The organism is Roseateles toxinivorans, assembly GCF_004362525.1.
Lineage (GTDB): Bacteria > Pseudomonadota > Gammaproteobacteria > Burkholderiales > Burkholderiaceae_C > Paucibacter > Paucibacter toxinivorans.
The window spans coordinates 132,619-146,915 of sequence record NZ_SNXS01000008.1; the positions used below are offsets into that span (position 1 = coordinate 132,619).

Sequence of the window (14,297 nt, forward strand, 5' to 3'; positions counted from 1 at the left end):
CGGTTTTGGGCCGCTGATGCGCGACAATGCGCCGCCACCCGAGCGACGCATCAGGCGCCAAATCCCTACTCAATGCAAGCCGAGCCCACTCAATCCGCTGACACGCCCGTGGTCATCGACACCCAGATCGTGATGGACTGGCTGGTGTTCCGGGATCCGTCCTGCCTCGCTTTGAGCGAAGCCGTGACGCAGTCGCGGCTGAACTGGTGCACCACACCCAGGATGTACGCCGAGCTGCTGCATGTGCTGGGGCGCGGCGTGGCCGCCGCCTGGCAGCCGGATCTGGCCCTGATTGCCGACAGCTTCGAGCGTCACGCCCATCGCCTGCCCGACGAGGCCCCCAGCGCCCTGCATCTGCTGCGCTGCCGCGATCCGGACGACCAGATGTTTCTGGACCTGGCCGTCGCGGTGAAGGCGCGCTGGCTGTTCAGCCGCGACCGAGCGGTGCTGGCCCTTGCCAAGCGGGCGCGCGCCTATGGGGTCCAGATCATCACGCCTGTGGCCTGGGCCAAGCAGCAGGCTCAACGAGGAAGCGCCGCACCATGAAAAAAGGCTGCCCGGAGGCAGCCTTTCGGTCACTACGGTGAAGCAGCGATTCAGGATTCGCCGTCGCTGGCAGCATCCATGCTGGCCAGCTGGGCGGAAGCCAATTCCTCGGCCTCCTGCTGGGCGATCGAACGGCGCTCGGCGTCGTCCATCGCTTCCTTGGCCTTGCGGGCATCGTGGAAGGCCATGCCGGTACCTGCGGGAATCAGGCGGCCGACGATGACGTTTTCCTTCAGACCGCGCAATTCGTCGCGCTTGCCCATGATGGCCGCTTCGGTCAGCACGCGGGTGGTTTCCTGGAAGGAAGCCGCGGAGATGAACGAGTCGGTCGACAGCGAGGCCTTCGTGATACCCAGCAGCAGGTCCAGATAGGTCACTGTCATCTTGCCTTCGGCGCGCAGGCGGTCATTCGTGTCCAGCAGCTCGGAGCGCTCGACTTGCTCGCCCGAGATGTAGGTCGAATCACCGACGTTGGCGATCTGCACGCGGCGCAGCATCTGACGAACAATCACTTCGATGTGCTTGTCGTTGATCTTCACGCCCTGCAGACGGTAGACGTCCTGCACTTCGTCGACGATGTAGCGCGCCAGTTCCTCGATACCCAGCAGACGCAGGATGTCCTGCGGATCGGCCGGGCCGTCGACGACGGACTCACCCTTGTTGACCACCTGGCCTTCGTGCACCAGGATGTTCTTTTCCTTGGGCACCAGCTCCTCGTAGACGTTGCCCTCGTGATCGGTGATCTGCAGGCGCGTCTTGCCCTTGGTTTCCTTGCCGAAGGAGATCGTACCGGTCTGCTCGGCCAGCACGCCCTTGTCCTTGGGCGTACGGGCTTCGAACAGCTCGGCCACACGCGGCAGACCGCCGGTGATGTCTCGCGTCTTCTGGCCTTCGACCGGGATACGTGCCAGCACCTCGCCGGGGAACAGGTCCTGACCGTCACGGATCTGGATCAGCGAACCGACCTGGAAGCCGATCGTCACCGAGTGATCGGTGCCGGGGATCTTGACTTCCTGGCCGGCGGCGTCCAGCAGCTTGACCTGTGGGCGCACCACCTTGGTGGAGCCGCGACGCTTCGGATCGATCACGACCAGGGTCGACAGACCGGTCACTTCGTCCACCTGCTTGGCCACGGTCACGCCTTCTTCGACGTTCTCGAAACGGGCCTTGCCGGCGAACTCGGTGATGATCGGGCGCGTCAGCGGATCCCAATTGGCCAGGATGGTGCCAGCCTTGATGGCCTGGTCCGCCTTGATGCTCAGGATGGCGCCGTAAGGCACCTTGTGACGCTCGCGCTCACGGCCATGCGGGTCGGAGATGATGATTTCACCGGAACGGGAAATCACCACCAGGTCGCCCTTGCCATTGGTCACGTAGCGCATCGTCGGGTTGAAGCCGATCAGGCCGTCCGACTTCGCATCCACGCTGGAAGCCACCGCCGCACGCGACGCGGCACCGCCGATGTGGAAGGTACGCATGGTCAGCTGGGTACCCGGCTCACCGATGGACTGAGCGGCAATCACGCCCACCGCTTCGCCCTGGTTGACCAGGCCGCCACGCCCCAGATCGCGGCCATAGCACTTGGCGCAAAGGCCGAAACGCGTGGCGCAGGTCAGCGGCGTGCGGGCCTTGACTTCGTCAACGCCGGCCGCTTCGAGCATGTCCATGGCGTCTTCGTCCAGGATGTCGCCGGCCTTCCACAGCAGCTGCTGGTTCTCCGGGTGCAGGATGTCGGTCGCGGGCACGCGGCCCAGGATGCGGTCGCGCAGGCTCTCGATGACTTCACCGCCCTCGACCAGGGCGCGCATATTGATGCCGTTGTCGGTGCCGCAATCCAGCTCGGTCACGACCAAGTCCTGGGTCACGTCCACCAGACGACGCGTCAGGTAGCCCGAGTTCGCCGTCTTCAGCGCCGTGTCCGCCAGGCCCTTACGAGCACCGTGGGTGGAGATGAAGTACTGCAACACGTTCAGACCTTCACGGAAGTTTGCCGTGATCGGGGTCTCGATGATGGAGCCGTCAGGCTTGGCCATCAGGCCCCGCATGCCGGCCAGCTGACGGATCTGCGCGGCAGAACCGCGAGCGCCCGAATCGGCCATCATGTAGATCGAGTTGAAGGACTCCTGGTCCACTTCCTTGCCGTGACGGTCAACCGTCTTTTGCTTGGACAGCTGGGCCATCATGACCTTGCCGACTTCGTCGCCGGTCTTGCCCCAGATGTCCACCACCTTGTTGTAGCGTTCGCCGGCGGTCACCAGGCCCGAGACATACTGCTGCTCGATTTCCTTGACTTCCTTCTCGGCACGCTCGATCAGGGCGGGCTTCTCCTTGGGCACCAGCATGTCGTCCACGGCGATCGAGATACCGGCGCGCGTGGCCAGGCGGAAGCCCGACTGCAGCAGCTTGTCGGCAAAGACCACCGTTTCCTTCAAGCCGCACTTGCGGAACGAGGTGTTGATCAGGCGCGAGATTTCCTTCTTCTTCAGCGCCTTGTTCATATTGCTGAACGGCAGGCCCCTGGGAAGAATTTCGGACAGCAAGGCACGGCCGACCGAGGTTTCCACCAGCTTGGTCTCGGGGATCCACTCGCCCGTTTCCTTGTTCTTGGTGTACTCGGTCAGACGCACATTGATCTTGGCGGCCACTTCGACCACGCCGTGGTCCAAGGCGCGCTGCACCTCTTGCACGTCGGAGAAGATCATGCCCTCGCCCTTGCCGTTGATGCGGTCACGGGTGGCGTAGTACAGACCCAGCACCACGTCTTGCGACGGCACGATCGACGGTTCGCCGTTGGCCGGGAACAGCACGTTGTTGGAGGCCAGCATCAGCGTGCGGGCTTCCATCTGCGCTTCGATCGACAGCGGCACGTGAACGGCCATCTGGTCACCGTCGAAGTCGGCGTTGAAGGCGGCGCAAACCAGCGGATGCAGCTGGATTGCCTTGCCTTCAATCAGCACCGGCTCGAAGGCCTGGATGCCCAAACGGTGCAGCGTAGGCGCACGGTTCAGCATCACCGGGTGTTCCTTGATGACCTCTTCAAGAATGTCCCAGACCACCGGCGTGCCGGATTCGACTTCCTTCTTCGCGGCCTTGATGGTCGTGGCAATGCCCATCGCCTCGAGGCGCGAGAAGATGAAGGGCTTGAACAGCTCCAGCGCCATCAGTTTGGGCAGGCCGCACTGATGCAGCTTGAGCGTAGGGCCGACCACGATGACCGAACGGCCCGAGTAGTCGACGCGCTTGCCCAGCAAGTTCTGACGGAAGCGACCGCTCTTGCCCTTGATCATGTCGGCCAGCGACTTGAGGGCACGCTTGTTCGCACCGGTCATCGCCTTGCCGCGACGGCCGTTGTCCAGCAGAGAGTCAACGGCTTCCTGCAACATGCGCTTTTCGTTGCGCACGATGATCTCAGGGGCCTTCAACTCCAGCAGACGCGCCAGGCGGTTGTTGCGGTTGATGACGCGGCGATACAGGTCGTTCAGGTCGGAGGTCGCGAAGCGGCCACCGTCCAGCGGCACCAACGGACGCAGGTCCGGCGGCAGCACCGGCAGCACTTCCATGATCATCCAGTTCGGCTTGATGCCGGACTTCTTGAAGGCTTCCATGACCTTGAGGCGCTTGGAATTCTTCTTGATCTTCAGCTCGGAACCGGTCAGGTCGTTGCGGATCTTGTCGATCTCAACGTCCAGATCCATGTCTTCGAGCAGGTGCTTGATGCCCTCTGCGCCCATCAGCGCGATGAATTCGTCGCCGAACTCCACGCGCTTGGCGTCGTGCTCGTCCTCGCTCATGATCGAGAACTTCTTCAGCGGGGTCATGCCGGGATCGACAACGACATACGCTTCAAAGTACAGCACGCGTTCGATGTCGCGCAGCGTCATGTCCAGCACCAGGCCCAGGCGCGAAGGCAGGGACTTTAGGAACCAGATATGCGCGCAGGGCGCGGCCAGGTCGATGTGACCCATGCGGTCACGGCGAACCTTGGTCTGCGTGACTTCAACGCCGCACTTCTCGCAGATCACACCGCGATGCTTGAGGCGCTTGTACTTGCCGCACAGGCACTCGTAGTCCTTGATGGGACCGAAAATCTTGGCGCAGAACAGACCATCACGCTCGGGCTTGAAAGTCCGGTAGTTGATGGTCTCGGGTTTCTTCACTTCACCGAACGACCAGCTGCGGATCTTCTCCGGAGAAGCCAGGCCGATCTTGATGGCATCGAAATGCTCATCAGGGGTGAATTGCTTGAAAAGGTCGAGTAGTCCCTTCATGCAGCGTCTCCTTAATTGCGTTCGAGTTCAATGTCGATGCCAAGGGAACGAATTTCCTTGACCAGGACGTTGAACGATTCCGGCATGCCGGCTTCGATGGCGTGTTCACCCTTGACGATGCTCTCGTAGACCTTGGTGCGGCCGTTCACGTCGTCGGACTTCACGGTCAGCATTTCCTGCAGCACGTAAGCGGCGCCGTAGGCTTCCAGTGCCCACACTTCCATCTCACCGAAGCGCTGGCCACCGAACTGGGCCTTGCCGCCCAGCGGCTGCTGCGTGACCAAGCTGTACGGACCGGTCGAGCGGGCGTGCATCTTGTCGTCCACCAAGTGGTGCAGCTTCAGCACGTGCATATAGCCAACCGTGACGGGACGCTCGAAGGCATCGCCAGTACGGCCGTCATGCAGCGTGGCCTGCGTACGCGTCGCGGTCAGGCCCTTGGCCTTGGCGATATCGTCCGGGTAGGCGAGCTTCAGCATGCCGCGGATTTCTTCTTCGGCAGCGCCGTCGAACACCGGGGTGGCAAAGGGAACGCCCTTGCTCAGGTTCTGCGACATCTCGATCACTTCCTGATCGGTCAGCTCGTCCAGACGCTCGGGCTTGCCGCCCGACTGGTTGTAGAGCTCGTCCAGGAACTTGCGCAGCTCGGACACTGCAGCGTGTTGCTGCAGCATGTCGCCGATGCGCTGACCAATGCCCTTGCCGGCCCAGCCCAGATGGACTTCCAGCACCTGACCCACGTTCATCCGCGAAGGCACGCCCAGCGGGTTCAGAACGATGTCGGCAGGGGTGCCGTCGGCCATATAGGGCATGTCTTCGACCGGAACGACCTTGGACACCACACCCTTGTTGCCGTGACGGCCGGCCATCTTGTCGCCAGGCTGCAGACGGCGCTTGACGGCCAGGTAGACCTTGACCATCTTCAGCACGCCCGCGGGCAGCTCATCGCCCTGGGTCAGCTTCTTGCGCTTTTCTTCAAAAGCCAGGTCGAAGCTGTGGCGGGTCTGCTCCAGCGAGTTCTTGATGCTCTCCAGCTGGTTGGCGATCTCGTCCTCTGCAGGACGGATGTCGAACCAGTGGTACTTCTCGATGCCGGCCAGATAGGCCTTGTCGAGCGCCGTGCCCTTGGCCAGCTTCTGCGGGCCGCCGTTGGCAATCTTGCCGTCCAGCAGCTTTTCGATACGGTCGAAGGCGTCGGCCTCGACGATGCGCAGCTGGTCGTTCAGGTCCAGTCGGAAGCGCTTCAGCTCGTCATCGATGATCTGCTGGGCGCGCTTGTCGCGCTGGATGCCTTCACGGGTGAAGACCTGCACGTCGATGACAGTGCCGCTGGTGCCTTGGTCGACACGCAGCGAAGTGTCCTTCACGTCCGAAGCCTTCTCGCCGAAGATCGCGCGCAGCAGCTTCTCTTCCGGCGTCAGCGTGGTCTCGCCCTTGGGCGTGACCTTGCCAACCAGCACGTCGCCGGCGCCAACTTCGGCACCGACGTAGACGATGCCGGACTCATCCAAGCGAGCAAGCTGCTGTTCGGACAGGTTCGGGATGTCACGCGTGATTTCTTCGGAGCCGAGCTTGGTGTCGCGCGCCATGACCACCAGTTCCTCGATGTGGATCGAGGTGTAGCGGTCTTCGGCGATGACACGTTCGCTGATCAGGATCGAGTCTTCGAAGTTGTAGCCGTTCCAGGGCATGAACGCGACCAGCATGTTCTGGCCCAGTGCCAGTTCACCGATGTCGGTCGACGCGCCGTCGGCAATGATGTCCTCCGAAGCGACCTTGTCGCCACGGCGCACGATCGGGCGCTGGTGGATGTTGGTGTTCTGGTTGCTACGCTGATACTTGATCAGGTTGTAGATGTCCACACCGACTTCACCGGCCACGGTCTCGTTGTCGTTCACACGGATCACGATACGGTTCGTGTCCACGTAGTCGACCACACCGCCGCGGCGGGCTGCCACCACGGTGCCCGAGTCCTTGGCTGCCACGCGCTCCACGCCGGTACCGACCATGGCCTTTTCAGGACGCAGGGTGGGCACAGCCTGACGCTGCATATTGGCGCCCATCAGCGCGCGGTTCGCATCGTCGTGCTCCAGGAAGGGCACGAGCGAAGCAGCCACCGACACGATCTGCGTCGGCGCCACGTCCATGTACTGGATGCGTTCCGGAGACGTCAGCACCGATTCGCCGTTTTCACGGGCCGAGACCAGTTCGTCCGACAGAGCGCCTTCGGTGCTCAGCGTCGCGTTGGCCTGCGCGATGACGTACTTGCCTTCTTCGATGGCCGACAGGTAGTCGATCTGGTCCGTCACCTTGCCATCGATCACGCGGCGGTAAGGCGTTTCCAGGAAGCCGTACTCGTTGAGCTGTGCATACAGCGCCAAGGAGTTGATCAGACCGATGTTCGGGCCTTCCGGCGTTTCGATCGGGCACACACGGCCGTAATGGGTCGGGTGCACGTCGCGAACTTCGAAGCCGGCGCGCTCGCGGGTCAGACCACCCGGGCCCAGGGCGGAAACACGACGCTTGTGCGTGATTTCCGACAGGGGGTTGGTCTGGTCCATGAACTGCGACAGCTGCGACGCACCGAAGAACTCCTTCAGAGCCGCAGAGATCGGCTTGGAGTTGATCAGGTCGTGCGGCATCAGGGCTTCGGTTTCGGCCTGGCCCAGACGTTCCTTCACTGCCTTTTCGATACGCGCCAGGCCCGAGCGGTACTGGTTTTCGGCCAGTTCGCCCACGCAACGCACGCGACGATTGCCCAGGTGGTCGATGTCATCGACTTCACCACGGCCATTGCGCAGCTCGACCAGGATCTTGACCACATCGAGGATGTCCTCGTTGGACAGGGTCATCGGGCCTTCGGGCATGTCACGGCCCACACGGGCGTTGAACTTCATGCGGCCGACGCGCGACAGGTCGTAGGTGTCCGGGTTGTAGAACAGGCGGTTGAACAGGGCTTCCACCGCGTCTTCCGTCGGCGGCTCGCCGGGGCGCATCATGCGATAGATGGCCACGCGCGCAGCGGTCTGGTCAGCGGTTTCGTCGCTGGCCAGGGTCTGCGAGATGTAAGCGCCTTCGTCCAGCTCGTTGGTGTACAGGCACTGCAGGTCCTTGACACCTGCGGCACGCAACTTCTTCAGCAGCGCTTCGGTCAGCTCTTCATTGGCCCGGGCAATGATCTCGCCGGTGTCGGCATCGACCATGTTCTTGGCAATCAGACGGCCGATCAGGAAGTCTTCCGGCACGGTAATGTGCGTGGTGCCGGACTGCTCCATGGCGCGCGTGTGGCGGGCCGTGATGCGCTTGTCCTTCTCGACGACGACGGCACCGCTCTTGTCGGTGATGTCGAAACGCGCCACTTCACCGCGCAGGCGGTCGGCGACGAATTCCATCTGTGCGCCGGTGTCCATCAGGCGGAAGCCGTCGAACACGAAGAAGTTCGCCAGGATCTGCTCGGGATTCAGGCCGATGGCCTTGAGCAGTATCGTGACCGGCATCTTGCGGCGACGGTCGACGCGGAAGAACAGCACGTCCTTCGGGTCGAACTCGAAGTCCAGCCAGGAACCGCGGTAGGGGATGATGCGCGCCGAGAACAGCAGCTTGCCGGACGAGTGCGTCTTGCCCTTGTCGTGCTCGAAGAACACGCCGGGCGAACGGTGCAGCTGGGACACGATGACACGCTCGGTGCCATTGACGATGAAGGAGCCGTAGTCGGTCATGAGCGGAACTTCGCCCATATAGACCTCTTGCTCCTTGATCTCCTTCACCGTCTTGGTGCCGGGAGATTCACGGTCATAGATGATCATCTGCAGGCGGGCGCGAACGGCCGCTGCATAGGTCAAGCCACGCTGTTGGCACTCACGAGTGTCAAACGGCGGTTTGGCGATGTTGAATTCGAGGAATTTCATTTCCACGAAACCGTTGTGCGAAACAATCGGAAACGCGGACAGGAACGCGGCTTGCAAACCTTCCGGCTTGCGTTTTGCCGGTGGTACGTCCTTCTGAAGGAAGGCAACGTACGATTCTTTCTGCATGGTCAGCAGATAAGGAACGTTGAGAACGCTTTCGCGCTTTCCGAAGCTCTTGCGAATTCGCTTGCGCTCGGTGTAGCTATAGGTGGATGCTTGCGCCATAAACACTCCGTGTCGAGAGCCCATCCCTGGCCGTGGGACGAGCTTCGTCGGCGACTGGCTTTTCGAACATTGCGTTCGACGCTTGGTGGTTGGCCACTACCAACCGCTGGCGGACAACCCCGGCATTGCACCGAGGCCCGACCAAACCCGTTCTCTGCAGTCGGATCAGAGAACACTTGCAAGCGTCTGTCTCAGGGACGGGCGCTTGCAGGTGGGCTCTTTTACAGCAAATTACAAATACTGGGGGGACAGGTCTGGCTTGGCCTTTTTATTGGCCTCGCAAGAGCTGCCCCTTCCGGAAAACCGAAATCCTCTAGTCAGTTGGGGACAGAGCTGCCGGGCGCCTGCGGCGCGTCGGCAGGTCTGTCCCGCAAATCACTTGATTTCTGCCTTCGCGCCGGCTTCCACCAGCTTCTTCAGTGCTGCGTCGGCGTCGGCCTTGGCAACAGCTTCCTTCACGTTCTTCGGAGCGCCGTCGACCAGGTCCTTGGCTTCCTTCAGGCCGAGGCCCGTCAGTTCGCGCACGGCCTTGATCACGGAAACCTTGTTCGCGCCGGCTTCGAGCAGCACGACGTTGAATTCGGTCTTCTCTTCCACTGCGGCAGCAGCGGCACCACCACCAGCGCCGGCCGGAGCAGCCATGGCTGCAGCGGACACGCCGAACTTCTCTTCAATTGCCTTGACCAGGTCGTTGAGTTCCAGAACAGTCATGCTGTCCAGGGCGGTCAAGAATGCGTCTTTATCGAATGCCATTTTGGGTTCCTAAATATGGGTAGTTGCTTGTACTGATCGTGTGGATCAAGCGGCGACGGGTTCTTCGGCCGCAGCGGCCGGTGCACCTTCGCCACGCTTCTCGGCCAGAGCTGCCAGCACGCGCGCGGTGCGCGAGATCGGCGACTGCAGCAGACCCAGGAACTGGGACAGCAGCACTTCTTTGCTCGGGATGGAAGCCAGTGCCTTGATGCCGTTGGCGTCGAGCGCCTTGCCAGCAAAAGCACCTGCCTTGATGATCAGCTTGTCGTTGCCCTTGGCGAAGTCGGAGATGACTTTTGCCGAGGCGACAGCGTCTTCAGAAAAACCATAGATCAGCGGGCCGACCATGCTCTCCGCGACGCACTCGAACGGAGTACCGGCGACGGCGCGACGGGCCAGGGTGTTCTTCAGCACGTGAAGATAGACACCCTTGGCACGCGCTTCGACGCGCAGCTTGTTCAAATGCGTAACGGTGAGGCCACGGTACTCGGCCAGCGTCAGGGTCTGCGACTTGGCCACTTGGGCTGCCACATCCGCGACTACGGCTGCTTTCTCGTTGCGATTAAGACTCAAGGTCTACTCCTCACAATTACGTGCCCTTTGCGCTTGCGCACTCCGGGCACACCGGGTTCAGCGACCTTCTGTGCAGAAACCCGGGCCTTGCCGCACTCCTGAAGAGCACCCAAAACCCAAATTCTTTACAGCGGGACCGCCATCTGCGTTGGTTGCGGGGCGAACCCCTCGATTAAGCAAAACCGCTCGATACAGCTGAGCGGCTTCACACCAACGGTCTTGGATGACGCGCAGCAATTGCTTGCCACGCCCCACCAAATTCATTCAGCACCGCGCCAGACTTCGCGCGGCACCGTCAATCAAAATCAGCCGTTGATGCTGGCCAGATCCACGCGAGCACCCAGGCCCATCGTGGAAGAGACCGCCACCTTGCGCAGGTAGATACCCTTGCTGGTGGCCGGCTTGGACTTGTTCAGTGCTTCGATCAGCGCGCGCAGATTGTTCTGCAGGTGCTCGTTGTCGAACGAACGACGGCCGATGGTCGAGTGGATGATGCCGCCCTTGTCGACGCGGTATTGCACCTGACCGGCCTTGGCGTTCTTCACAGCCGTGGCCACGTCCGGGGTCACCGTGCCAACCTTGGGGTTGGGCATCAGGCCGCGCGGGCCCAGGATCTGACCCAGGGTACCGACGATACGCATCGTGTCCGGGGACGCGATGACGATGTCGAAAGGCATGTCGCCAGCCTTGATGCGCTCGGCCAGGTCTTCCATGCCAACCACGTCGGCGCCTGCGGCCTTGGCTTCTTCAGCCTTGGCACCTTGGGCGAACACGGCCACGCGCTTGGTCTTGCCGGTGCCGTGAGGCAGCACGACAGCACCGCGAACGACCTGGTCCGACTTCTTCGGGTCGATGCCGAGTTGCACGGCCACGTCGATGGACTCATCGAACTTGGCGGTGGCGCACTCTTTGATCAACACCAGGGCGTCGCCCAGGGGATACAGCTTGGTGGACTCGACCTTGCCTTGCAAGGCCTTTTGACGCTTAGTCAGCTTTGCCATGTCAGACACCCTCCACCAAAATGCCCATCGAACGGGCGGAACCAGCGATGGTGCGGACGGCGGCGTCCATGTCGGCAGCCGTCAGATCCTTCATCTTGGTCGTGGCGATCTCTTCCAGCTGAGCACGGGTCACCTTGCCGACCTTTTCCAGGTGCGGCTTGGCCGAACCCTTGTCGATCTTGGCGGCCTTCTTGATCAGCGCGGTCGCCGGGGGCGACTTGATGACGAAGGTAAAGCTCTTGTCTGCAAAGGCGGTGATGACCACCGGCAGCTTCATACCCGGCTCGAAGCCTTGGGTCTGGGCGTTGAACGCCTTGCAGAACTCCATGATGTTCAGGCCACGCTGACCCAGCGCGGGACCGACCGGGGGCGAAGGGTTCGCCTTGCCGGCAGCAACTTGCAGCTTGATAAAGCCGACAATCTTCTTTGCCATTTATTTCTCCAGTAAGAACCGACAGCCCTGAGGGCTGCGATCCTTGAGTGCTAACGCAAGGGATTGGTTACCCTTGCTCCTCTTGCCCGCATCTCGTCGCGGGCTGGCTACGGACAGGAAGCCGGCACCCGAAAGCACCAGCGGGCCCTGTCAGGCCCATAGCTTGTGGCGGCTCAGACCTTCTCGACCTGCGAGAAGTCCAGCTCTACCGGTGTGGCGCGGCCGAAAATCGTGACCGAGACGCGCACCTTGGACTTGTCATAGTTGACTTCCTCGATCGCGCCGTTGAAGTCGGTGAACGGGCCTTCCTTGACACGCACCAGCTCGCCCACCACCCACTCGACCTTGGGCCGGGGCTTCTCGATGCCTTCTTGCATCTGGTTGACGATCTTCATCACCTCGGCTTCGGAGATCGGCGAGGGGCGGTTCTTCGCGCCACCGACAAAGCCGGTCACCTTGGAGGTGTGCTTGACCAAATGCCAGGTGTCGTCTTCCATGGCCATTTCCACCAGCACGTAGCCGGGGAAGAAGCGGCGCTCGGTGACGGCCTTCTTGCCATTCTTCAGCTCGACGACTTCTTCTGTGGGCACCAGGATGCGGCCGAATTTGTCTTGCATGCCGGCGCGGTCGATACGCTCGCGCAGATTGCGCTCAACGGCCTTTTCCATGCCGGAATAGGCGTGCACCACATACCAACGCTTGGCCGGGCCAACCGCTTCCGGGCTTGCTGCTGCTTGCTGTTCGCTCATTCGTTTTCCTTAGCCTTATGAGGCTGTTAGCGGCGCCAGCCCAGGATCAGGTCAAAAATGGCCCATTCCAAGGTCTTGTCGGTCAACCACAGAAACAAGGCCATCACAAACACGAAGGCAAACACATAGCCCGTCATCTGCATCGCTTCCTTGCGGCTGGGCCAGACCACCTTACGCACTTCGCGGGTGGACTCATGGCCGTAGGCAATCAGCGCCTTGCCCCATTCGGAGGTCAGAAAGGCGCCAGCGGCCGCAGCCAGCAGGACCAGCAGAGCGCCCCACTGCGCGATCGGGCCCTGCTTGCTCAGCGCATAGAACGCGAACAGCGCAGCCACGACCAGCGCAATGGCGCCGGCAACGCGCGCCTTGTCGGCAGACGTGCTGACTGTCTCGACTTGGGAATTACTCATCGTTTCTCTGCTTCCATGCCGGGCCAGCCTTGCGCCAGCCCCGCTTCAATCTTGCATACCCACCAGCAGCAAAGCCCGCCGGGCTTTTGACCCCCGCGGGCTGCTTTTATTTGGCTCGTCAACACCAGTGAATCAGCTTCTGGTGTTGGCAGGGGCGGAGGGCCTCGAACCCCCAACCTCTGGTTTTGGAGACCAGCGCTCTGCCAATTGAGCTACGCCCCTGCTGCCAAATTCGATTATCAGGCCAGGATGGTGGCCACGACGCCGGCGCCGACGGTACGACCGCCTTCACGGATGGCGAAACGCAGGCCTTCTTCCATGGCGATCGGTGCGATCAGCTTCACGGTGATGCTGACGTTGTCGCCAGGCATGACCATTTCCTTGTCCTTCGGCAGCTCCACGGCACCGGTCACGTCCGTCGTGCGGAAGTAGAACTGGGGACGGTAGTTGTTGAAGAACGGGGTGTGGCGGCCGCCCTCTTCCTTGGACAGAACATAGATTTCTGCCGTGAAGTGGGTGTGCGGCTTGACCGAACCGGGCTTGCACAGCACTTGGCCGCGCTGCACGTCTTCGCGCTTGGTGCCGCGCAGCAGAATGCCGACGTTGTCGCCCGCTTGACCTTGGTCCAGCAGCTTGCGGAACATTTCCACGCCGGTGCAGGTGGTCTTCTGGGTGTCGGCGATGCCGACGATTTCGATTTCTTCGCCGACCTTGATGATGCCGCGCTCGATACGGCCGGTCACCACGGTGCCGCGACCCGAGATCGAGAACACGTCTTCCACGGGCATCAGGAAGGCGCCGTCCACTGCACGCTCAGGCGTGGGGATATAGCTGTCCAGTGCGTCGGCCAGCTTGAAGATGGCTTGTTCGCCCAGGGGACCCTTGTCGCCTTCCATGGCCAGCTTGGCGCTGCCGTGGATGATGGGGGTGGCGTCGCCAGGGAAGTCGTACTTGTCCAGGAGCTCGCGCACTTCCATTTCGACCAGCTCGAGCAGCTCGGCGTCGTCGACCATGTCGCACTTGTTCAGGAACACGATGATGTAAGGCACGCCCACCTGGCGGGCCAGCAGGATGTGTTCGCGGGTCTGGGGCATGGGGCCGTCAGCGGCCGAGCACACCAGGATCGCGCCGTCCATCTGTGCGGCGCCGGTGATCATGTTCTTCACATAGTCAGCGTGGCCGGGGCAGTCAACGTGAGCGTAGTGGCGATTCGCCGTTTCGTACTCGACGTGAGCGGTATTGATGGTAATGCCGCGTGCCTTCTCTTCCGGAGCCGCGTCGATCTGGTCGTACGCCTTGGCTTCGCCGCCGAACTTGGTCGACAGCACCGTCGTGATCGCCGCCGTCAGCGTCGTCTTGCCATGGTCAACGTGACCAATCGTGCCCACGTTCACGTGGGGCTTGGTGCGTTCAAACTTGCCTTTTGCCATG

At 61.8% G+C, this 14,297-nt stretch carries 10 protein-coding genes and 1 tRNA gene; 1 reads left to right on the forward strand and 10 read right to left on the reverse strand.

Annotated elements, in window-relative coordinates:
- Positions 1 to 108 precede the first annotated feature (108 nt).
- Positions 109 to 546, forward strand: a complete 438-nt coding sequence (locus DES47_RS23450) for a putative toxin-antitoxin system toxin component, PIN family (RefSeq protein ID WP_166652131.1) — start codon at positions 109 to 111, stop codon at positions 544 to 546.
- A 50-nt stretch (positions 547 to 596) separates the two neighbouring features.
- On the opposite strand, the gene rpoC is transcribed toward DES47_RS23450, so the two are convergent.
- From rpoC to tuf, 10 genes are all read right to left on the reverse strand, one after another.
- Positions 597 to 4,814 carry a DNA-directed RNA polymerase subunit beta' gene (gene rpoC, locus DES47_RS23455; RefSeq protein ID WP_133703204.1) on the reverse strand — a complete coding sequence of 1,406 codons (4,218 nt, stop codon included), beginning with the start codon at positions 4,812 to 4,814 and terminating at the stop codon, positions 597 to 599.
- Positions 4,815 to 4,825: 11 nt separating this feature from the next.
- Positions 4,826 to 8,947 carry a DNA-directed RNA polymerase subunit beta gene (rpoB, locus tag DES47_RS23460; RefSeq protein WP_133703205.1) on the reverse strand — a complete coding sequence of 1,374 codons (4,122 nt, stop codon included), beginning with the start codon at positions 8,945 to 8,947 and terminating at the stop codon, positions 4,826 to 4,828.
- 375 nt (positions 8,948 to 9,322) lie between these two features.
- On the reverse strand, positions 9,323 to 9,700 hold the full coding sequence (gene rplL / locus DES47_RS23465; protein WP_133703206.1) for a 50S ribosomal protein L7/L12: 378 nt from the start codon (positions 9,698 to 9,700) through the stop codon (positions 9,323 to 9,325).
- A gap of 45 nt (positions 9,701 to 9,745) precedes the next feature.
- Positions 9,746 to 10,273, reverse strand: coding sequence for a 50S ribosomal protein L10 (gene rplJ / locus DES47_RS23470; RefSeq protein WP_133703207.1), 528 nt, complete (start codon positions 10,271 to 10,273; stop codon positions 9,746 to 9,748).
- A gap of 305 nt (positions 10,274 to 10,578) precedes the next feature.
- Complete coding sequence (gene rplA / locus DES47_RS23475; protein WP_133703208.1) at positions 10,579 to 11,274, reverse strand: 50S ribosomal protein L1; 696 nt, start codon at positions 11,272 to 11,274, stop codon at positions 10,579 to 10,581.
- 1 nt (position 11,275) lies between these two features.
- Positions 11,276 to 11,707, reverse strand: coding sequence for a 50S ribosomal protein L11 (gene rplK / locus DES47_RS23480; protein WP_133703209.1), 432 nt, complete (start codon positions 11,705 to 11,707; stop codon positions 11,276 to 11,278).
- Positions 11,708 to 11,880: 173 nt separating this feature from the next.
- Positions 11,881 to 12,456, reverse strand: coding sequence for a transcription termination/antitermination protein NusG (gene nusG / locus DES47_RS23485; protein WP_133703210.1), 576 nt, complete (start codon positions 12,454 to 12,456; stop codon positions 11,881 to 11,883).
- A gap of 26 nt (positions 12,457 to 12,482) precedes the next feature.
- A complete protein-coding gene (gene secE, locus DES47_RS23490; protein ID WP_133703211.1) occupies positions 12,483 to 12,866 on the reverse strand; it encodes a preprotein translocase subunit SecE in 384 nt (127 codons plus the stop codon).
- 146 nt (positions 12,867 to 13,012) lie between these two features.
- Positions 13,013 to 13,088: transfer RNA gene (locus DES47_RS23495), tRNA-Trp, on the reverse strand.
- Between the two features lie 17 nt (positions 13,089 to 13,105).
- Positions 13,106 to 14,296, reverse strand: coding sequence for an elongation factor Tu (gene tuf / locus DES47_RS23500; RefSeq protein ID WP_133703199.1), 1,191 nt, complete (start codon positions 14,294 to 14,296; stop codon positions 13,106 to 13,108).
- Position 14,297 lies beyond the last annotated feature (1 nt).